Genomic DNA, 18838 nt, shown 5'->3' with positions numbered 1-18838 from the left:
CTCCAGGGGCGCATGAAACTGACCAAAGCGGCCGATGTCGAAAAAGCCCGCCATGCTATCCCCGTCCGGCTCATGCTGTTCGACCTGCTGTCCGTGGGTGGCGAGGACCTCCGCAGAAAGCATTTCCAGACGCGGCGGCAGCAGTTGGAGGAGTTCTACTCGCCGTCCGACCTTCCGGTGGAACTATCGCCCGTTTTGGACGAGCGGCTGGACCACATTTTGGAAAGCGCACAGGAACTTGGCCTGGAGGGGGTCATGGCGAAGCGACCGGACAGCCGCTACGTCAGCGGCCAGCGGACCAGGACCTGGATCAAGATCAAACTCTCAAGAACGCAGGAAGTGGTGGTGGGCGGCTGGCGCCCCGGCCGTGGCGGGCGGCAAAGCTCCGTTGGTTCACTGCTGGTGGGCATCCCGGAAGGTAAAAACCTGCGGTACGTGGGCAGGGTGGGCAGCGGCTTCAGTTCCCGCGAGCTGACCGAGCTGCGGCAGAAAATGGACGATCTGGCACGCAAGACCTCACCGTTCGACGACGTCCCCCGCGAGGATGCGTCCGACGCCCACTGGGTCACGCCACGGTTGGTGGGGGAAGTGACGTTCGGTGAGTGGACGGGCAGCGGGAGGCTCCGCCACCCTGTCTGGCGCGGCTGGCGGGTCGACAAGGAGCCGGACGAAGTTGTCCCGGAGGCCTAGCGGAACGTTGGCCAGGCCGCGGCGCAACAGATCCACTTCAACGCGGAAAGCACCTGGCGACCCCCGGAAAATGGGTGTCGCCAGGTGCTTTCTGTGACGTGGGGCCAGATGCGGGGTCCTCAGGAGGAGTGCGGCATCTGCGGCCGGCCCGTCCGGTGAACAGCATTCACCGCTGCCTCATGCCCGGCCCGACCGTGCATTGATTCGTTCTCTTTGGGGTGGCGCTTCTTCCCGTTACCGTCCGGCCAGTGCTGCTCTCCGGCCATCGCCAGGCCCACAGCGATAGCTGCCGGGCCGGGGACTGCCGGCTGGTCCATGGCCGCCGCCAGATGGCCGGCGACCTCCGGTTCGATCTTTACATCAGTCATTTTTTCAGCCATTTTTCTTCCTTTCCACCATGAAAATGAAGTGCTCCCTGATCTGGGGGCGAATAATTCCTGAACGTGAATTACCAGCGGATTACCAGCGGACTTTCTTCTCCGCCGGCCCCTGTTTGCCACTGGCATGGGTGGGCTTGTGGCTTTTGCCCACGCTCTGCAGGCCGGCATCCCCGCCCCTGGATTTACTGGCGAGCATTGCCTGCTGGGCCTCCGTCAGGCCCGAGCGGATGCCCTTGGGCGCGGGATGATCAGTGGCTTCGTTGGCGCTTTCCGCACTGGATTCGGGGTTGCTTGAAGCAGATTTTTCAGTCATTCTTTGGAACCTTTCTGAGGGGGATCAGCGTATCTAACGAGCTCGGCCGGGACGAGGACCTGCAAAACCAGGCCGCGGGCGTCCGCCTACTCAAAAATCAGTGTTCCCATCGCACAACAATAGGCAGTGTCGGAGCAGGTTGTGAACCCCTTCCGCCGCCGGCTCAGGGAACAGCCCACAGATGCGCCCTGACCCCGCCCACGCTGGTGGCGGCCGTCACTTTCGGCGGCTCACACGGGTGCCTCGAGCCGCCCGAGATGGCACTTCCGGAAAAAGATTGGGAAAGCATGCCGCCAAACCCGGCGGATGCCAGTGATGGAGCGGCAGGATCGCCGAAAAAAATATCTCCAAAACAGGCCTGAACAGGGGGTGAAACAGGGCACCCTACGCCATCCAGCTCTGAGTTACCAGAGAATTCGCGTAAAATTGAAGGCCTGCCCAGAGCGGGGCAGCTACAAGTCGCAAGCAAATGACCTCCACAGGAGTCGCCCAAATGCCCACAGACCGAAGCACGACCGACTCTTCAGCAGGCGCGAACAACGCCCGCGGAACCAACAACGCAATACCGGAAGATGCAGTACCCAGCGGTGTAGTAAACACCAGCGCAGCACCCAGCAGTGCACGCAAACCCAAGATCCTCGGCCGCCGTCGGCTCAAAGAGTCCGACGTGAACGTCGTCAACCAGCCGATGCTGAAAAAGGCGCTGGGCGGAACCATCGTGGGTAACACCATGGAGTGGTACGACGTCGGCGTGTTCGGCTACCTCATCACCACCATGGGACCCGTATTCCTGCCGGAATCCGATCCGTCCACGCAAACCCTTTTCCTCCTGGGAACCTTTGCCGCCACCTTTATTGCCCGTCCGCTGGGCGGAGTGATCTTCGGCTGGCTGGGAGACAAGATAGGCCGCCAGAAGATCCTGGCCACCACCCTGATGATCATGGCGGCCAGCACTTTCGCCATCGGCCTGCTGCCCGGCTACGCCCAGATCGGCATGTGGGCCGCAGCCCTCCTGGTGCTGCTCAAGGTAGTACAGGGGTTCTCCACCGGCGGCGAATACGCCGGTGCCACCACCTTCGTCAGCGAGTACGCGCCAGATAAGCGCCGCGGGTTCTTTGCCAGCTTCCTGGACATGGGCAGCTACATGGGCTTCGCGCTCGGTGCCGCCCTGGTCTCCGTCCTGCAGCTGACGCTCGGCCAGGCCGCCATGGAAGAGTGGGGCTGGAGGATTCCGTTCCTCGTCGCCGGTCCGCTTGGCCTGATCGCTGTTTACTTCCGCAGCAAGATCGAGGAGTCCCCGCAGTTCCAGGCCACCCTCGATGCCCAGGAAGACCTCGCCAAGCACGCCGCTGCCGGCGACGAAGCCGTCGTCAAGGGACCGGTTGGAATCGTCAAGGCATACTGGCGCTCCATCATCGTGGCCATGATCCTGGTGGCCGCCGCCAACACCGCCGGCTACGCCCTCACGTCCTACATGCCGACGTACCTCACCGAATCCAAGGGTTACGATCCGGTCCACGGCACCCTGCTGACCATCCCCGTGCTGGTCATCATGAGCCTCTGCATTCCGCTCACCGGTAAGCTCTCGGACCGTATCGGCCGCCGCCCCGTCCTCTGGATCGGCGCGCTGAGCACAGTGGTCCTGGCCACCCCGGCATTCATGCTGATCGGCATCGGGGAGATCTGGTCCACCCTGGCCGGCCTCGCACTGATCGCGTTCCCGGTGACGTTCTACGTGGCCAACCTGGCCTCGGCCCTCCCGGCCCAGTTCCCGACGTCGAGCCGTTACGGTGCGATGGGCATTGCCTACAACTTCTCCGTGGCGATCTTCGGCGGAACCACGCCGTTCATCGTGGCAGCCCTCATCACCGCAACGGGTGATGACATGATGCCCGCGTACTACCTGATGGGCACCTCGGCGATCGGCGCCGTGGCCATCTACTTCCTGAAGGAATCTGCCCAGCGTCCGCTGCCGGGCTCCATGCCCAGCGTGGACACCCAGGCAGAGGCGCGCGAACTGGTTGCCGGACAGGATGAAAATCCGTTGATCGACCTGGCCGAACTGCCGTTCGAGACCCAGGACATCACGACGGCGAGCGCAGCAGCCGACAAGGTACCTGCGGGAGCAGCGAACTGACAGAAGCTCTTTCTGTTGGAGGCCCTGCCTGACCGCGGCTTGTAGCTCACGCTCATAAGGCCTGTCCTTTGTGATTTCCTTGGGGGAATCACGAAGGGCGGGCCTTAGCCGTGTCCGGAAGCAGGTTACGTCCGATGTACACGAAGATGCCCGGGGGAAACGTCCGGTGGTACCTTCCGGAAGGCTCACCAAAAAGCCGGAACTGAAGGTGGTGTACCCCGTGAAGCCCGTCTTAAAGCAGTTGCGCGCCCTTCACACGCTCGAACCGGCGAACAGGGACCACCTCGCCGCACTCCGGGTCGCCATCAGTGTGGCCGTGCCATCCCTGATGCTCCTGGGCGCCGGCCGCCCCGACCTCATCATCTATGCCGTCTTCGGTGCGCTGACCGGGATGTACGGCCGGTCAGAGCCCCATCAGCTCCGGTTGAGGCACCAGTCGCAGGCCGCACTGATATTGCTGAGCGGCGTCGCTGTGGGGGTGTTCCTGTCCGTGAACCATCTGCATTCGTGGTGGCTGGTGGGTGTGGAGGCCCTGCTGGCCGGGGCAGGCTCCGTATTTGCGGACAGGGTGAGGCTCAAGCCCAACGGCCCGTTTTTTGGCATCCTGGCCTTGGGAGCCTGCGCCTCGGTTCCACTCGCCGTTCCGTGGTATGCCGCACTGCTCATCGCCGCAGGGGCAGCGGCGTTTTCCATCGCGGTCGGTTTCAGCGGGTGGGTTCGTACCAGGGCCTGGCGTCCGGGTGCGGGCCGGGATGCACTACCCCTTCGCGGCAACGCCCGGCGGCTGGCAGTTGTGCACGCAGCCCGGTATGTCCTTGCAGTGGGCATTGCAGGGTCCGCCGGCGTGCTCAGCGGGAGCGGCCATCCGCATTGGGCCATGGCGGCGGCCGCGGTTCCGCTCGCCGGCGCAGACCTCCCCAGCAGCGTCCGCCGCGGGATCCACCGCATTGTGGGGACGCTGCTCGGCCTGGCCGTTACCGCCGTCGTCCTGGTTCCTGGACCATGGCTTCCCGCGGGATTTTACGGAGTGCACCACGTGGCAATGCTGGCCATCCTCGTGGTCATTTTCCAGTTCACCACCGAGCTGTTTATGGCCCGGCATTACGGGCTCGCGATGATTTCGTTCACGCCGGTGATCCTGTTGATGACGCAACTGGCCGCCCCCATCAGTCCCGGCGTACTCATTGTGGAGCGGGCCCTGGAGACGTTCGTGGGCGCCGTTGTGGGGATCTTGGTGGTGGTGACCGTCCGGCGTCGGAGCGGGCACGCGCTGAGGGGACGCAGAACCGACATGCGGCCCGGGCCTACTCCACGCGGGCCGCTGACCGGGTGACCAGACGCCCGGGCAACAGCGGCCCCACGATAGCCAACGCTTTGTAGCGCTTGGACGGGACGGACACGGCTTTGCCCCGGAGGTTGTCTGCCAGCCCTTCGCGGACCACCCGCTCGGCAGTCAGCCACAGCCAGGCCGGTGTTGCGGATTTGTCCATTCCCATCCGCTCGTGGAATTCGGTATGGGTCAGGCCGGGGCATACCGCGGTGACCTTCACGCCCCTTTTCCCGTATGCCAGGCTGGCCCAGCGGCTGAAGCTCAGCAGCCAGGCCTTCGCCGCCGAGTACGTCCCCCGCGGGAGAAAAGCGGCAATGCTGGCCACGTTGATGATCCTGCCTGAACCGCGTGCCAGCATGCCCGGCAGGACGGCGTGGGTCAGTTCCAGCGGCACCTGGCAGTGCAGCACCAGCCCTTGCTTCTCGTCCAGGATGCTGTTCTGCTCAAAGTCGCCCAACAGCCCGCGGCCGGCATTGTTGACCAGGACCTCCACCGGCCTTGCACTGTCCGTGAGGCGTCCGACGACGGCCGCCACACCGTCGTCGTCCGTCAGGTCTGCGGGCAGCACCTCAGCGGTGATCCCGTACCGCTGTTCCAGGTCCGCCGCCGTTTTCTCGAGGCGGGCCCGGTCCCGTGCCACGAGCACCAGATGGTGGCCTTGGGCGCCAAGCTGCCGGGCAAACTCGGCTCCGATGCCTGCGCTGGCACCGGTGATCAGAGCTGTGGTCCTGCTGTCCTGAGGCGTCATGGCCCCAAGCCTAACCGCCGGTCCTCCACGCCCGCCCCGGCTCCGAGTAGGGTCTTGGTATCAGCAGACCCGGCGGGCAGCGATCGATCATCAGGGGGAAAGAATGGAGCAGGACCAGGGCAACCACATCAGGTTCCGCGAGGTGGACCAGGACGGCATACCAATCGATCAGGAGTCCCTCGCTCGTGAGGAGGGTGGCGACCCAGGGCGCCCCGCCTGGGCCTCGGTCAACCCGTTCATCGTTGCCCTGTGGCTTCTTGCAGCACTTCTCGTGATCGGCGGAGTGTGGGTCTCGGCGAACGCAGCGTCCATGATGGGAACTACCTCCGGGCCGCCGCCCCTGGCGTACGTACTGTTCAATTTTGCGCCTTGGGCAGTCCTGGCGGGCCTGCTGGATGCTTTGGCCCTCCTGTTCTGGCACGCCTTGGAGTGGCAGCGCAGGAAAGCCACGCAACCGCTGCGCACTGGCAGGTAGCGCCTCAGAGATGCAGGTGAACGGCCTTGTTTGACCGTTCACGCTGCGCCCGCTTCGCCGATGCGGCGCGCGAGGGACGCACCGGGCTGGCCGGATCGGTGGGCTGGCTGGGGTGCTCCACCACCGATGCCTCGGCGGCGTCCCGCCGGGCGGCCTCGAACTGGCTGCCGGAATGGACCGGGCAAACCGGCATGTAGACGGGTTCCAGGAGGGTCAGCCGGAGGTCTTCGGCCTCCTCCAGTGCGGCGGCGGCCACCCGTCCCAGCCCGTGGTGCAGGACATCGACGTGGCCGGTTGGACGGGGGCCCGTGGCGGCCCTGCGAAGATGGGCCAGGACTCCGGCGTCAAGATGGATGGCCCGCCGGAGATCCAGGGATATGGCGGGGCTGGACACTAAACGGTGCGCCCGGAGCAGCAGGTGTACCAGGGCTGGAAAAGTGGACTGAGTCAGGCAACCGCACACGTCCAACCGGATTTGCCCTGGATCCACGTCGCAATGGACAACGACTCGAAGTTTGTGGTGGGAAAGTCTGTGACTCACGGGTATCTCCACGGACGTACCGCGGGCCGGCTGCATGGCCCACTTACGACTCTACGAAGATGCCGCCATGCCCACAAGGCTGGGACCTACCCTGGCTGCCCCAGCCCGTCAGCAATGCCCGCCCGGCGGTCCCGCCGCCGGTCCCGCCGCCGGTCCCTTTAGTCCTCGGGCCAGTCGATGTGCTGTTCGTAGCCCTCATGCTTGCGGAGGTAACCGGCAATGAACGGGCAATGCGGGATGACGCGTTTCCCTGATGCTATGACGTCGTCCAAGGCAAAGTGGGCCAGTACCTTGCCCAGCCCCTGGCCGGTGAATTCCTCGGCGGTTTCCGTGTGGGTGAAATCCACGTGTCCGGGCTGGTCCCGGAAAAAGGACTGGACAGCAACCTTCCCGCCGACCCGCAGCTCGTAACGGTGATGCACATCGTCCCGTGCCAGCGACACGTCGGGGCTGAACTCATCCTCAAGGGAAACCATGTTCTCAGTCATGGTTCGACACTGGCACTACTTGGGCCCGCTGGCAATGCCCTGCCCTCCCCCTTCCCGGATTCGGAAGCAGCCTGCCCGGGCGGGCGCTCGGGGATCCGGCCCAGCAACAGGACAGCCAGCGCGAAGCATGCCGCGCCGCCGCCAAGCAGCGCGAGCGTGAGGCCGTTGAAGGCGGCATCCGCCACCGGAATGACGACGACGACGACGGCGGTCACCACCGCGATGGCGGGCCTGCCGCGGCTGTGGACAGCCGCCGTCGGACGTTCCTCAAGGCGCCCGAACACGGCAATCACGGGAAGCAGGAGGGCGATAACCCCCACCAGGACCAGGGGCCGCGCCCACCACCATGCCGCCGTTCCGGCCGCGGGTTTGGGAAAGTCGGTGAGGAGCAGCAGCCCGGACATGGCAGCGAGCAACGGCAGGTGCCACAGGTACACGGTCATGGCACGCCGCCCGGCCGCGGAGACCACCGCCCGGACCCAGCGCACCCCGGAAATCCAGTTCATCCCCGGCCGGAAAAGCTGGAGGACGGCAGCCTGGGAGACACCCAGGAGGAAGAGGCACAGGTTGGGCGGGTTGAGGTTGACCAGCATGTTTCCCGGGTAGAGGCCCAGGCCGGTGACCAGGCCCAGCAACAGGTTGGCCGCCGCAATCAGTCCTACCAGCCAGGAGCGCGGGAGCCTGGCGAAGTGACCGTCGGCCATGAGGAAACCCAGCTGCTGCACGGAACACCACACGAAGACCAGATTGGCGTACGCGAGCTGGGGCAGGGCGCCGCGCAGGCAGTCCACGGCCACCACCAGCGTCACCAAAGCGGCAAGGGTCAGCCAGGGCGCACGCGCATGGAACCGTGCCAGGAGCGGGATGTTCAGCTGGGCCGCGAGATAGGCCGCGAGGAACCAGAGCGGCATGCCCGCCCCTGTGGCGATCAGCTGGGTCACCTGGGGGTCCACCCCCAGCAGCAGTGCCGCCCACAGTCCCACAAACATCATTGCCAGGAGAGCCGCAGCGGGCCGGACAAGCCGGAGAAGCCGGGCCTGGACGAACTCGACGCCGGTGCCCCCGCGGGCCTTCAGCCGCAACCACGACTGCAGGCCCGTGGTTCCACCGGTGACGAAGAACAAGGGCATGACCATAAAAATCCAGATGACGGGTTCGAACCAGCGCTGGTTACCCAGCGTGTTCTCGCTGGTCACGGTGCCGTCCGCATGGAGAACGGGACTGACCATCATGCAATGGCTCACCACCACCAGGGCCAGGCAGATGAAGCGGACCAGATCGATGGCAAGGTCGCGGTGAATCACCTGCCCGTCCTGCGGGGCCTGCGCCGGTTGCCCGGACTGCCCATGCCACGGGGCTGGCCCCCGCTCCTCCACGCCACTCACCTGCGGCCCCTACCTGCGCCGGATGTCGCCGTTACCTGTCACGTACATTGTCCGCCCGAAGCGTGGCATCGGCCAGAAGACCGGCGGGCCTCCTCAGCAGACGCTCTTAAGCCGCCACGGCGGCGAGGCCGAGCACGACGGCGAGCAACGGCGTCGTGCCTTGCAGAACGGCGGCGCGGAGGTACTTCCGCCCGCTGAGGGCGAGGACCGCGGCGGCGAGCAGCATCGAACCGCAGCAGGTGAAGATCAGGGTCCAGCCCACCACAGGCTGGACGGAACCCTGCGGTGCGAACGCCACGCAGCCGGCTCCGGCGAACGCGCCGATGGCCAGGAACAGGTTGTAGAAGCCCTGGTTGTAGGCGAGCGGTCTGGTGGTTTCGGCATCGGCCTGGGTCGCCACTCCAAATCGCTTCCAGGTGGCAGGCTTTGTCCAGGTGAGTGACTCCATGGTGAAGATGTACACGTGGAGGGCGGCTGCGAGGAAAGCGAAAATGAGGGAGGCCAGGATCATGGCTTGATCCTAGCCTCCCTCCGATTCTTCGCCCGGGAACGTGACTTCAGGGCCTAGCGGGTGAGCATGCCCAGCGCTGCTGTTGCGAACTCCCGGGCCGAGGTGTTCCAGTGGCCCAGCAGGCCCTGGAGGTTCTCGCCGTCGGCCCGGTGCGCCGGCAGCTGCTCCTGGAGCGTGGCCAGGACACCGGTGCGGAGCTCGGTATTGAAGTTCACCTTGCCCACGTTCATGGCGGCGGCCTTGACCAGCTCGCCGGCCGGGATGCCGGAGGCACCGTGGAGCACCAGCGGGATGTGGGTCCGCACCGCAATGTCCTGGAGAACGTCCCAGCGGAGCTGCGGCTCGCCTTTGTACTTGCCATGGACGTTGCCCACGGCGACGGCCAGCAGCTGCGCGCCGGTCCGGGCCACGAAGTCCTCCACGAGGGCGGAGTCCGTCAGGCCGGCCACGTCAACGCCGGCCTCATCCGCGCCGAAGGCACGGTCCTCGTCACCGGCCAGGCCGCCGAGTTCCGCTTCGAGCACGACGTCGGCACCCAGCAGGGCGCGCGCCTCACGGACCAGCGCAATGTTGTCCTCATACGGGAGGGAGGAACCGTCCGCGAGGACCGAATCCGCCCCCGCGGCGACGGCGTCGGCCATCACCGTGAGGTCAGCGGCGTGATCAAGCTGGACGGCTACCGGGACCGACGCACCGTCCGCCAGCCCGCGGAGGGCGGCGATCAGGCGCAGGCCGCTGGTAGTGGCGGCGGTCTTGGGGGCAACCAGCAGGATGATGCCGTGGCCCGCGTCCTCGGCGGCGCCCACCACAGCAAGGGCGGTGGTGAAGTCGTAACAGGTGAACGCCGGGACGGCCGAGTTCTGCTGCAGGGCGGAGGTGACCAGGTGGTCGAGTCGGGTGCGCATCAGACGCCGAGGCCTCCCACCAGGATCCAGGCGACGAAGGTCAGCGCGAAGCCGGCCAGGCCGAGGATGGTGGTGAGTACGGTCCAGGTGCGGAGTCCGTCGGACACGGTGAGGCCGTAGTAGCGCACCACGGTCCAGAAGCCGGCGTCTGTCACGTGGGACAGGCCCAGGGAGCCGAAGCCGATGGCGATGACGATCACGGCGATCTGGGCCGGTGAGTAGCCGCCTTCCATCACGGCCGAGGTCAGCAGGCCGGTGGTGGTGACGATGGCCACCGTGGCCGAACCCTGGGCTGCGCGGAGCGCCAGGGAGATGACGAAGCCGAGCACGATGACCGGCAGGCCCAGGTGGTCAAGGGTCTGGGACAGCGCGGCGCCGATCCCGGAGGTGCGCAGGACTTCACCGAACACGCCGCCGGCGGCAACCACCATCAGGATGGAGGCGATGGGAGGCAGCGCGCCTTCGAAGATCTCGCCGGTTTCCCGGAGCGACCAGTTGCGGCGGACAGCCAGCAGGAAGAAGGACAGGGCCACGGCCACCAGGAGGGCGAAGAACGGGTTGCCGATGAAGGCCGCCAGGCCGTACCAGGAGTTGTCCTTGGGGATGGTGAGCGTACCCAGGGTGCCGATCAGGATCTGCACGATCGGCGCGGCGATGAGGAACATGATCAGGGCCGGGCGGGGAGGAGCAATCGCTGCAGCGCCGGGGCCGTCGTGGCCCACCTTCACCAGGGAATCGGAGCCGAACTCGTCCACCTGGGCCTTGACGCCGGGGAGCAGCTCGTAGTCCTTGCGGTTCATGATGCTGGCAACGAAGTAGGACAGGAAACCCAGCGGGATGCAGATGATCAGTGAGATCAGGGTGATCAGGCCAATGTCGGCGCCGAACACGCCGGCGCCTGCCACGATGCCCGGGTGCGGCGGAACGGCCACGTGGATGGCAAGCATGATCCCGGCCATCGGCAGGCCAAATTTGACCGGGTGCACGTTGGCGATCTTGGCGAACGCGTAGACGATGGGCACCAGCACGATGATGCCGACCTCGAAGAACACGGGGATGGCCACCAGGAAGCCGACGGCGGTCAGGGCAACCGCCACGCGCTTGGCACCAAGCTTCTCGGTGAAGTGGGAGGCCAGCGACTGCACGCCGCCGGAAACCTCGATCATCCGGCCGAGCACCGCGCCGAGTGCGATCAGCAGCGCGACCTTACCCATGGTGCCGCCCACGCCGTTGGCCACGACTGTGAACACGTCCTTGAGCGGGATCTGGGAGGCCACGGCCACGGCGATGCTGACAGTCAGCAGGGCCACGAAGGCCTGGATCTTGAAGCGGATGATCATCACCAGCAGTACGGCGATGCCAATGGCCGCGATGGTGAGCAGCAGCGGAGTACCCAGCTCCACGGCGGGTTTGATGGCTGGGGCATCGGCCGCCCGCACCATCAGGGAGTTAATCAGGGGGTTCATTGCGGGTGTCTCCTTTGACAAGCCAGTCTTCCAGAAGACGGGCTATCGGGCGCTGGATATTTCTGTTTGGGACGTGGTGCTGGGGACTTCGGGGGGTACGACGACGGCGGAGGGGGACCGCCGTCGTCGTACGTTTGCGGTGAAGTGCTGAGCGCGTGGTTCTTAGGCGGTGCGCTTAGGCGGTGGTGCGCTTGGTGGGTGCCACGACTTTGATGACGGCTGAGTCGTCGGCGGCGGCGAGGCCCTGGGCCTGGCCCAGGAGGTAGAGCTGCTCGGCTGCGGCGGCAACGGGGGCTGCCAGGCCGGCGGCGCGGGTGGCTTTGCCCACGATGCCCATGTCCTTGACGAAGATGTCCAGGCGGGACAGGACCTCGGCGCCTTCCTCGGTGTAGGCCTCGAGGATGCGCGGACCACGGTTGGAGAGCATGAACGAACCGGCAGCGCCGGCTTCGAGGGCGGCGAGGGTCTTGGCCTGGTCCAGGCCAAGGGCGTCGGCGAGGGCCATGGCCTCGGCGGCTGCCGCGATGTGGATGCCGCAGAGGAGCTGGTTCACGGTCTTGAGGGCCTGGCCGTCGCCTGGCTTGTCGCCGACCACGGTCAGCGTGGAGGCCAGGAGTTCAAGCGCCGGGGCAGCCTTTTCGCGGGCTTCCGGGGAAGCGCCGACGACGATCAGCAGGTCGCCCTCACCGGCCCGCTTGGGGCCGCCGGACAGCGGCGCATCCACGAGCTCGACGCCGTATTCGGCCAGCTTTGCGACCGTGGCGGGGATCGCTTCAGTACCCACGGTGCTGCCGAGGATGACAACGGCACCCGGCTCGAGCACGGAGGCCACGCCGTTCTCGCCGAAGAGGACATCGTTGAGCTGCTCACCGTTGCGGACGGCCAGGAGCAGGGCGTCGGCGCCTTTCGATGCTTCCTTGGCGGAGGCGAAGGTGCGGATGCCGGCTTCTTCGGCGAGCTTGAGGCGCGGCTCTGCGATGTCGAAGCCGTGGACGGTGAGCTGGGAGGCCATGCGGGTGGCCATGGGCAGTCCCATGGCGCCGAGGCCCAGGACGGTGACGGTGTAGTTGCTGGTCATGGTGTTCTCCTGTGAATCCGTGGGTTCTAGCCGTTGAAGGTTTTGCTGAGCTTGCGGGTGACGTCGGCGAGGGATTGGTCATCGCCCACATTTCCGGCGAAGACGATGTACGGGATGCCCTTCGCGGGGCCGTCCACCGGCTCCCAGAGGCTCACGATGCCGGGGAGCATGGGCCCGCGGACAATAGCGTGGCGGATTTCCAGGCCGTGGGCGGCGACGTCGGAGGACGTGATGCCGCCCTTGGCGATGACAAACCGGGGCGGGAAGGTCTTCAGCGTGCGGTTGACGACGGCGACGACTGCGGCGGAAACGGTGCGGGCGATCCGCAGGCTTTCGGCGGGGTTGTCGGTCTTGATGAGCAGGCGGCTGGTGTGGACGATGACATCGCCGCCGTGCAGCGCGTCCACCACGGTGTTGACGGTCTGGTCCAGGTAAGCATCCGCGGCTGTTTCGGTTTCGGCGGCGAGAAGTTTCTCGACGTCGATCTCGACGATGCGCGCCGCACTGTGCTGTTCAGTCAGGGCCTTGAGCTGGCGGGTGGTGACGCCCACGTGGGAGCCGACCACGATCAGGCCGCCGGCCAGGGACGGGGTGTTGCCGGCGTAGGCTTCGGCGCCGCTGAGTTCTTTGCGGATTTCCTGGCCGATCCGGGCACGGCCGAACGGCGGGCCCACGCGGTACAGCAGCTTCTTGCCGCGGCGCTCGGCTTCCTCCAGGCCCAGCGACAGGGCCCGGAGATCGTTCTCGGTGACGATGTCCGCCACAATCGGGGTGGAATTGGTGGCCGGCGCGATGGCGTCCGCGATGGCAATCGCGGTGACCTGGGGATCGCTGGAGGCCCGGATGATGTTCAGGTCCAGCACAATCACCGACCCGGCGGCGAAGCGGCCCTGCGACTTCTCCTCCACGTACTTGGCCATGTCCGAGTTGGCGAAGCCGAAGCTGGCGTCCCTGGCGAATTCGGTCTCCGCCACCGGCGTGAGCTTTCCGGCATCTTCCCCGGTGCCGCGCATGTAGTGCACCCCGCCGATGGTCACGCGGCCGGCGTCGGGGAACGCAGGAACCAGCACCACGCCGTCAGTCTGTTCGCCGGTGACCTCAGCTACGGTGGCGGCGATGACGTCAGGTTCCAGCGGGTAGTGGCCGCGGAGGGTGGAATCGCTGCGGCTGACAAACCCCAGCCGAGGGTTGGAACCGGCCGTACTGGTGCCGGCATTGCTGGTGCCTGCATTGCTGGTGCCGGCATTGCTGGTGCCGGCAGCGGCAAGCGCGTTGCGGACCACTTCCTCGTTCCGCCCGGCTGCTTCGGCGGGATCCAGGCTGCGGGTGTTGGTCAGCACGTAGACGGCGGGTTTTGCCTGGCCGAACGCCCAGATGAAATCTTCGACGTCCCAGCTGGTGAGCACCGGCAGATCTGAAACGGACTGCGTTCCGGTGGGGTCGTCGTCGAGCACTACCAGCATCTTGGGAGTCACCGCGCTGGAGGCGGCGACCGCGTCGGCAACGAGATGGGCGGGAATCTGGACCTCTGCCGGGAAGGCCGCCAGGATGTCTGCTTCAAGCGTCACTGTGCACTCCGTTGTGTGAAATCTTGTGGTGATATTGGTATCTGTAAGATGTCTGACATCTAACATTTGAAATAGTGTGGCACACCACAATGAAAACGCGCAAGTAGACTTGTCAGACATATGTGGCACGGCGCGGCAGGGGGAACATGGCACGGAAATCATTGGTGGGGGTCGTTGCTGACGAACTCCTCGACCGGATCATCGCAGGGGACTTTCCGCCCGGATCCAGCGTGCCCGGCGAGCTTGAACTCAGCGCCCGGCACGACGTCAGCCGCATGACCGTCCGCGAGGCCATGAAGACCCTGGAGGCACAACGGATCCTGAGCGTTGAACGTGGCCGCGGCACCTTCGTCAACCCGCTGAACCGCTGGGCGTCCCTCGAAGCCGTGCTGCGCGCCGCGTCCGAGGGCAAGAATGAGGCAGACGCATCGGTTCAGCTCATCGAACTCCGCCGGATGCTCGAGACCGGAGCCTGCGAACTGGCCGCAGGCCGCATCGGTGACGCAGACATCAAGACACTTTTCGGGTACGTGGCTGCGATGCGCGCTGCCCATGAAGTCAACAATGTCGCAGCGTTTGTTGAGGCCGATCTCGCCTTCCATGACCTGATCCTGCGGGCGTCGGAGAACGTCTTTGTGGCTGTCCTTTTTGAACCCTTGCACCGGGTGCTGGAGAAGCGGCGGGCGGAAACATCTGCCGTGCCGGAGATCCAGGAGCACGCGATCGGGCATCACCAGAACATCGCTGAGGCGCTCGAGTCACGGGATGCCGGCCGTTCCCGTGAAGCCATGGACGCACACATGCAGCAGACCCTCAATGACCTGAAAACCCTGGTGCTGGACACGCCGCAGGGCGTCTGACCACGGGATCTGCCACTTCCCCCCGCCCGGAAGTCCTACTAGTCTGCTAGGACGGCCCGCAACCGGGACTCAAAGGCGATCACGAGGAGCGAAGTTGTCCAACCACACGTACAGCATTTCTGAAATTGTCGGCACATCGACCGAGGGCGTGGATGACGCCGTCCGCAACGGCATTGCCAAGGCATCCCAGACCCTCCGCAACCTCGATTGGTTTGAGGTCAAGGAAATCCGCGGTCACCTGGAAGAAGGCAAGATCGCAGACTGGCAGGTCACCATCAAGCTCGGTTTCCGCCTGGAAGAACACTGACCACCACTGGCTCCGAAACATGATGGCTGCGCCGTTCCGGCGCAGCCATCAGCGTTTCTCAGGGTTTCGGCGGACGGGCTTCAGCAGCGAGCGGCGCCGGCTGCCCGGGGTTCTCAGGGTGCTCCGTTAACGCCGGGGCGCCCAGGCTGCCCAGCAGGAGAAGGGCATCGGCCGACGCCGAACCGGGCTTGGCGGAAAACACCCTGAGTTGCTGGTCCGGATCGTCGGGGAGGACCAGGTTTTCAAAGTTCAGTTCAAGGTCGCCGACGGCGGGGTGGTGGAGCCTGAGAACGCCGGAAGACCTGGTGGCCACCCGGTGCCCCGCCCACCATTGGCGGAAGTGCTCGCTGTGGACGGCGAGCTCCCCCACCAGCTGGTTTGCCTGGGCGTCATTTGGGTGCCGGCCAACGTCCACCCGTAACGCACCCGCGGCTTCCGCTGCAACGGTCTTCCAGTCGCGGAACAACACGCGGGCCTGGGGATCAAGGATCAGCCACCGGGTCAGGTTCCGCTCCGGAGCAGGAAGTTTCGGGAAATCGGCGAAGAGCAGGAAGGCCATCCGGTTTCCGGCAAGGACATCAGTCCGGCGGCCCAGCAGCAGCGCGGGAACATCGCCGACGGCCTCGAGGAACTGACGCAGGGCGGGGCGGACGCTCTGGGCCGGTCCGGGCGCGCGGGACGTAGCGGCGCAGTTCTCCAGCAGATCCATCATGTGAGCGTGCTCGCCGTTGTCCAGCCGGAGTGCCCGCGACACCGCATCCAGCACCGCACGGGAAGGGTGGATGTTCCGCCCCTGTTCCAGGCGGACGTAGTAGTCGGTGCTCACCCCGGCCAGCCTGGCCACCTCTTCACGGCGAAGCCCGGCAACCCTGCGCGCGCCTGAGCTCCCCTCTGCTCCTGCGTCCTCGGGGCTCAACCGGGACCGCATGGCTTTGAGGAACTTTCCGAATTCGGCGCTCTGACCCATGCACCCCATTGTGCCCGGTGGAATGACCTCTATCTACAACGAAGGTAGGACTGGCAGTCCTAGGACAAACAGGAACAGGGTCAAGGGCTGACTATCTGTCCGAAAGTGCATAGGCTCGTTTCAGAGCCTTCCTGAAAGCGGTTTCCCGGCTTTTCCAACCAGGCCGCAGCGTAGGCAATACCCGCAGCAAAGGAGCCACACCATGTCAGAGTTGACCCTGAACAACGGCGTCACCATTCCCCAGTTGGGTTTCGGAGTCTTCCAGGTTCCGCCGGAAGATACCCAGCGGATCGTCGAAGATGCCCTGGAGGCCGGCTACCGCCACATCGACACAGCCGCCGCCTACCGCAATGAAGCCGGAGTGGGTGCTGCCATCGCCGCCGCCGGGATTCCGCGGGAAGAACTCTTTATCACCACAAAGCTCCGTAACGGCGAGCAGGGCAGGGCGCAGGAAGCATTCCAGAACAGCCGCAAAGCATTGGGCCTGAACTACGTGGATCTGTACCTGATCCACTGGCCGGTCCCGTCCCAGGACCTATACGTCCAGGCTTGGAAGGAGATGGAGCGTCTCTACGCCAACAAGGAGATCCGCGCCATCGGGGTGTCCAACTTCCTGGCCGAGCACGTGGATACCCTGCTGGCCTCCGCCGAAGTTGTTCCTGCCATCAACCAGATCGAACTGCACCCCAGCTACCAGCAGGCCGAACTTTCGGCGAAGTGCCGTGCCCTGGGTATCGAGGTGGAGGCCTACAGTCCGCTGGGCCAGGGCGGGGACCTCAACGGCCGTGCCGTGACGGCGATCGCCCAGGCCCACGGCGCCACCACCGCGCAGGTTGTCCTCGCCTGGCACCTTGCCGCCGGCAACATCGTCATCCCCAAGTCAGCCGATTCATCGCGGATGAGGGAAAACCTGGCTGCTTCATCACTGACTCTTACCGACGACGAACGTGCGTCCATCACCGCCCTCGAATCCGGCGCCCGCATCGGTTCCGATCCCGCCGTCGCTGCCTTCACCCAGCTCTGACCCTGACATTCCCGCCCCCCAACCCTAAGGATCCACCCATGCAGTACACCCACCTTGGCCGCTCCGGCCTGAAGGTCTCGCGCCTCTGCCTCGGCACCATGAATTTCGGCCCCCAGACCGAGGAGGCAGACGCCCACTCGATCATGGATTCCGCCCTGGATTCCGGCATCAACTTCTTTGATACCGCCAATGTGTACGGCGGCACCGGGCACCGTGGCTGGACCGAAGAAATCATTGGCCGCTGGTTCGCCCAGGGCGGCGAGCGGCGCGAACGCACCGTCCTGGCAACCAAGCTGTACGGCACCATGACTGAGCGTCCCAACGAATCCAAGCTTTCCGCTTTGAACATCCGCCGGGCCCTGGACGCCAGCCTGAAGCGCCTGCAGACCGATTACATCGACGTCTACCAGTTCCACCACATCGACCGTGAAACCCCGTGGGATGAAATCTGGCAGGCCATCGAAGTCGCCGTCCAGCAGGGCAAGATCCTGTACTCCGGCAGCAGCAACTTCGCGGGCTGGCACATAGCGCAGGCACAGGAAGCTGCCCGGCGGCGGAACTACACGGGCCTGGTCAGCGAACAGTCCATCTACAACCTCTTCCGCCGCGAAGTGGAACTCGAGGTCATCCCCTCCGCCCAGCAGTACGGCCTGGGGCTCATCCCTTGGTCGCCGCTGCAGGGCGGCCTCCTGGGCGGTGTGCTGAAGAAGCAGGAGCAGGGCGTCCGCCGCGCCGAGGGCAGGGCACTCGAGACGCTGAAAAAGCACCAGGACCAGATCCAGCAGTACGAGGATTTTGCGGACGAACTGGGCCACGCACCCGGCGACGTCGCACTTGCCTGGCTGCTGCACCAGCCTGCGGTCACGGCGCCGATCGTGGGCCCGCGGACGCAGGAACAGCTCGACGCCGCCATCCGGGCTCTGGATGTCACGCTCGACGCCGATGCGCTCAAGCGCCTCGATGACATCTTCCCGGGGCACCGCACCGCCCCGGAAGATTACGCGTGGTAACTACGCCTCTTCCCCAGGCGGGCACTCCCCAGCCGGGGACTCAACCTGTGGCCGATACAGATACCGTGGCGCCGAGGAACATCCTGTTCATCGGCGGCACGGGGATCATCAGCGCGGCGGCGGCTGACCGCGCCGTCGCACTGGGGCACCGGCTGACCATCCTCAACCGGGGACGGTCGTCGGGCCGGCCCGTGCCGGATGGCGCCGAGGTCCTTCACGCGGACATCCGTGACCCGGCATCGGTACAGGACGTGCTGGGCGGACGGGAGTTCGACGCCGTCGCGGACTTTATTGCCTTCACTCCGGACCAGGCACGTACCAGTATGGAGCTGTTCCGCGGCAGGACCGGCCAGTATGTGTTCATCAGCTCGGCCTCGGCTTACCAGAAGCCGCCCACCAGGCTGCCCATCCTGGAGTCCACTCCCTTGAAGAACCCCTTCTGGCAGTATTCACGCGACAAGATCGCCTGCGAGGATCTGCTGTTCGAGGCATACCGTTCGGACGATTTTCCGGTGACGGTGGTCCGGCCCTCCCATACCTACGACCGCACCAAGATCGCCATGCTGGGCGGCTGGACGGACATCCACCGGATGCGCACCGGAGCGCCGGTGGTGGTGCACGGCGACGGCACCTCGCTGTGGACGGTGACGCACAG

21 protein-coding genes are annotated in these 18838 nt (G+C 65.6%); 9 read left to right on the top strand and 12 right to left on the bottom strand.

Annotated features, from left to right (window positions below; all coding sequences use genetic code 11):
• A partial coding sequence (locus DBR22_RS24440; protein ID WP_441296238.1) for an ATP-dependent DNA ligase occupies positions 1-690 on the top strand: 690 nt, incomplete at its 5' end.
• 119 nt (positions 691-809) lie between these two features.
• Here DBR22_RS24440 and DBR22_RS09195 read toward each other — a convergent pair.
• Entirely contained in the window at positions 810-1070 is a 261-nt protein-coding gene (locus tag DBR22_RS09195; protein WP_108598763.1) for a hypothetical protein, read from the bottom strand.
• A 79-nt stretch (positions 1071-1149) separates the two neighbouring features.
• Positions 1150-1383 (bottom strand): hypothetical protein, encoded by a 234-nt coding sequence (locus DBR22_RS09190; RefSeq protein WP_108598762.1) that lies wholly within the window; start codon positions 1381-1383, stop codon positions 1150-1152.
• Positions 1384-1876: 493 nt separating this feature from the next.
• Between DBR22_RS09190 and DBR22_RS09185 the strand changes: the two genes are divergently transcribed.
• Positions 1877-3520, top strand: a complete 1644-nt coding sequence (locus tag DBR22_RS09185; protein ID WP_108598761.1) for an MFS transporter — start codon at positions 1877-1879, stop codon at positions 3518-3520.
• A gap of 220 nt (positions 3521-3740) precedes the next feature.
• Positions 3741-4853: an FUSC family protein gene (locus DBR22_RS09180; RefSeq protein ID WP_108598767.1), complete on the top strand. Its 1113-nt coding sequence runs from the start codon at positions 3741-3743 to the stop codon at positions 4851-4853.
• Here the strand turns inward: DBR22_RS09180 and DBR22_RS09175 are convergent.
• Positions 4825-5598 (bottom strand): SDR family NAD(P)-dependent oxidoreductase, encoded by a 774-nt coding sequence (locus DBR22_RS09175; RefSeq protein ID WP_108598760.1) that lies wholly within the window; start codon positions 5596-5598, stop codon positions 4825-4827. The genes DBR22_RS09180 and DBR22_RS09175 overlap by 29 nt on opposite strands.
• A gap of 103 nt (positions 5599-5701) precedes the next feature.
• On the opposite strand from DBR22_RS09175, the gene DBR22_RS09170 reads away from it, so the two are divergent.
• On the top strand, positions 5702-6073 hold the full coding sequence (locus DBR22_RS09170; protein ID WP_108598759.1) for a hypothetical protein: 372 nt from the start codon (positions 5702-5704) through the stop codon (positions 6071-6073).
• 4 nt (positions 6074-6077) lie between these two features.
• Here DBR22_RS09170 and DBR22_RS09165 read toward each other — a convergent pair whose 3' ends face one another.
• From DBR22_RS09165 to DBR22_RS09130, 8 genes are all read right to left on the bottom strand, one after another.
• A complete protein-coding gene (locus DBR22_RS09165; protein ID WP_108598758.1) occupies positions 6078-6467 on the bottom strand; it encodes a hypothetical protein in 390 nt (129 codons plus the stop codon).
• 305 nt (positions 6468-6772) lie between these two features.
• Positions 6773-7102 carry a GNAT family N-acetyltransferase gene (locus DBR22_RS09160; protein WP_108598757.1) on the bottom strand — a complete coding sequence of 110 codons (330 nt, stop codon included), beginning with the start codon at positions 7100-7102 and terminating at the stop codon, positions 6773-6775.
• On the bottom strand, positions 7099-8406 hold the full coding sequence (locus tag DBR22_RS09155) for an acyltransferase family protein (RefSeq protein WP_108598756.1): 1308 nt from the start codon (positions 8404-8406) through the stop codon (positions 7099-7101). The genes DBR22_RS09160 and DBR22_RS09155 overlap by 4 nt, the downstream gene beginning before the upstream one ends.
• A 187-nt stretch (positions 8407-8593) precedes the next feature.
• A complete protein-coding gene (locus DBR22_RS09150) occupies positions 8594-8998 on the bottom strand; it encodes a DUF1304 domain-containing protein (RefSeq protein WP_108598755.1) in 405 nt (134 codons plus the stop codon).
• Positions 8999-9051: 53 nt separating this feature from the next.
• Positions 9052-9903 (bottom strand): class II fructose-bisphosphate aldolase, encoded by an 852-nt coding sequence (locus DBR22_RS09145; protein WP_108598754.1) that lies wholly within the window; start codon positions 9901-9903, stop codon positions 9052-9054.
• The gene (locus tag DBR22_RS09140) at positions 9903-11369 is read right to left on the bottom strand and encodes a GntP family transporter (protein WP_108598753.1); all 1467 of its coding nucleotides are present in this window, start codon (positions 11367-11369) and stop codon (positions 9903-9905) included. Before DBR22_RS09140 ends, DBR22_RS09145 begins: the two co-directional genes overlap by 1 nt.
• Positions 11370-11544: 175 nt before the next feature.
• On the bottom strand, positions 11545-12447 hold the full coding sequence (locus DBR22_RS09135; RefSeq protein WP_108598752.1) for an NAD(P)-dependent oxidoreductase: 903 nt from the start codon (positions 12445-12447) through the stop codon (positions 11545-11547).
• Between the two features lie 26 nt (positions 12448-12473).
• Positions 12474-14015, bottom strand: coding sequence for a four-carbon acid sugar kinase family protein (locus DBR22_RS09130; RefSeq protein ID WP_108598751.1), 1542 nt, complete (start codon positions 14013-14015; stop codon positions 12474-12476).
• 146 nt (positions 14016-14161) lie between these two features.
• On the opposite strand from DBR22_RS09130, the gene DBR22_RS09125 reads away from it, so the two are divergent.
• Entirely contained in the window at positions 14162-14875 is a 714-nt protein-coding gene (locus DBR22_RS09125; RefSeq protein ID WP_108598766.1) for a FadR/GntR family transcriptional regulator, read from the top strand.
• A gap of 94 nt (positions 14876-14969) precedes the next feature.
• On the top strand, positions 14970-15182 hold the full coding sequence (locus DBR22_RS09120) for a dodecin (RefSeq protein WP_108598750.1): 213 nt from the start codon (positions 14970-14972) through the stop codon (positions 15180-15182).
• Positions 15183-15240: 58 nt separating this feature from the next.
• On the opposite strand, the gene DBR22_RS09115 is transcribed toward DBR22_RS09120, so the two are convergent.
• Positions 15241-16149 (bottom strand): helix-turn-helix domain-containing protein, encoded by a 909-nt coding sequence (locus DBR22_RS09115; protein ID WP_108598749.1) that lies wholly within the window; start codon positions 16147-16149, stop codon positions 15241-15243.
• Positions 16150-16351: 202 nt separating this feature from the next.
• Here DBR22_RS09115 and DBR22_RS09110 point away from each other — a divergent pair, with 202 nt between their 5' ends.
• The 3 genes from DBR22_RS09110 to DBR22_RS09100 form a co-directional block, all read left to right on the top strand.
• Positions 16352-17173, top strand: coding sequence for an aldo/keto reductase (locus DBR22_RS09110; RefSeq protein ID WP_108598748.1), 822 nt, complete (start codon positions 16352-16354; stop codon positions 17171-17173).
• A 38-nt stretch (positions 17174-17211) separates the two neighbouring features.
• Positions 17212-18183: an aldo/keto reductase gene (locus tag DBR22_RS09105; RefSeq protein ID WP_108598747.1), complete on the top strand. Its 972-nt coding sequence runs from the start codon at positions 17212-17214 to the stop codon at positions 18181-18183.
• 47 nt (positions 18184-18230) lie between these two features.
• Positions 18231-18838 (top strand): NAD-dependent epimerase/dehydratase family protein (locus DBR22_RS09100; RefSeq protein ID WP_181365093.1); only part of this gene is annotated, 608 nt, incomplete at its 3' end.

The organism is Arthrobacter sp. HMWF013 (genome assembly GCF_003061105.1).
Taxonomy (GTDB): domain Bacteria; phylum Actinomycetota; class Actinomycetes; order Actinomycetales; family Micrococcaceae; genus Arthrobacter.
Note: the sequence above shows the minus strand (reverse complement) of the source record. Positions and strands in the feature narration are given on the sequence as shown.

Bases quoted from the DNA above. Each gene is read 5' to 3' on its own strand.
- DBR22_RS09195 (WP_108598763.1), bottom strand. From the start codon at position 1,070: ATGGCTGAAAAAATGACTGATGTAAAGATCGAACCGGAGGTCGCCGGC.
- DBR22_RS09190 (WP_108598762.1), bottom strand. From the start codon at position 1,383: ATGACTGAAAAATCTGCTTCAAGCAACCCCGAATCCAGTGCGGAAAGC.
- DBR22_RS09185 (WP_108598761.1), top strand. From the start codon at position 1,877: ATGCCCACAGACCGAAGCACGACCGACTCTTCAGCAGGCGCGAACAAC.
- DBR22_RS09175 (WP_108598760.1), bottom strand. From the start codon at position 5,598: ATGACGCCTCAGGACAGCAGGACCACAGCTCTGATCACCGGTGCCAGC.
- DBR22_RS09170 (WP_108598759.1), top strand. From the start codon at position 5,702: ATGGAGCAGGACCAGGGCAACCACATCAGGTTCCGCGAGGTGGACCAG.
- DBR22_RS09160 (WP_108598757.1), bottom strand. From the start codon at position 7,102: ATGACTGAGAACATGGTTTCCCTTGAGGATGAGTTCAGCCCCGACGTG.
- DBR22_RS09150 (WP_108598755.1), bottom strand. From the start codon at position 8,998: ATGATCCTGGCCTCCCTCATTTTCGCTTTCCTCGCAGCCGCCCTCCAC.
- DBR22_RS09145 (WP_108598754.1), bottom strand. From the start codon at position 9,903: ATGCGCACCCGACTCGACCACCTGGTCACCTCCGCCCTGCAGCAGAAC.
- DBR22_RS09140 (WP_108598753.1), bottom strand. From the start codon at position 11,369: ATGAACCCCCTGATTAACTCCCTGATGGTGCGGGCGGCCGATGCCCCA.
- DBR22_RS09135 (WP_108598752.1), bottom strand. From the start codon at position 12,447: ATGACCAGCAACTACACCGTCACCGTCCTGGGCCTCGGCGCCATGGGA.
- DBR22_RS09125 (WP_108598766.1), top strand. From the start codon at position 14,162: ATGGCACGGAAATCATTGGTGGGGGTCGTTGCTGACGAACTCCTCGAC.
- DBR22_RS09115 (WP_108598749.1), bottom strand. From the start codon at position 16,149: ATGGGTCAGAGCGCCGAATTCGGAAAGTTCCTCAAAGCCATGCGGTCC.
- DBR22_RS09110 (WP_108598748.1), top strand. From the start codon at position 16,352: ATGTCAGAGTTGACCCTGAACAACGGCGTCACCATTCCCCAGTTGGGT.
- DBR22_RS09105 (WP_108598747.1), top strand. From the start codon at position 17,212: ATGCAGTACACCCACCTTGGCCGCTCCGGCCTGAAGGTCTCGCGCCTC.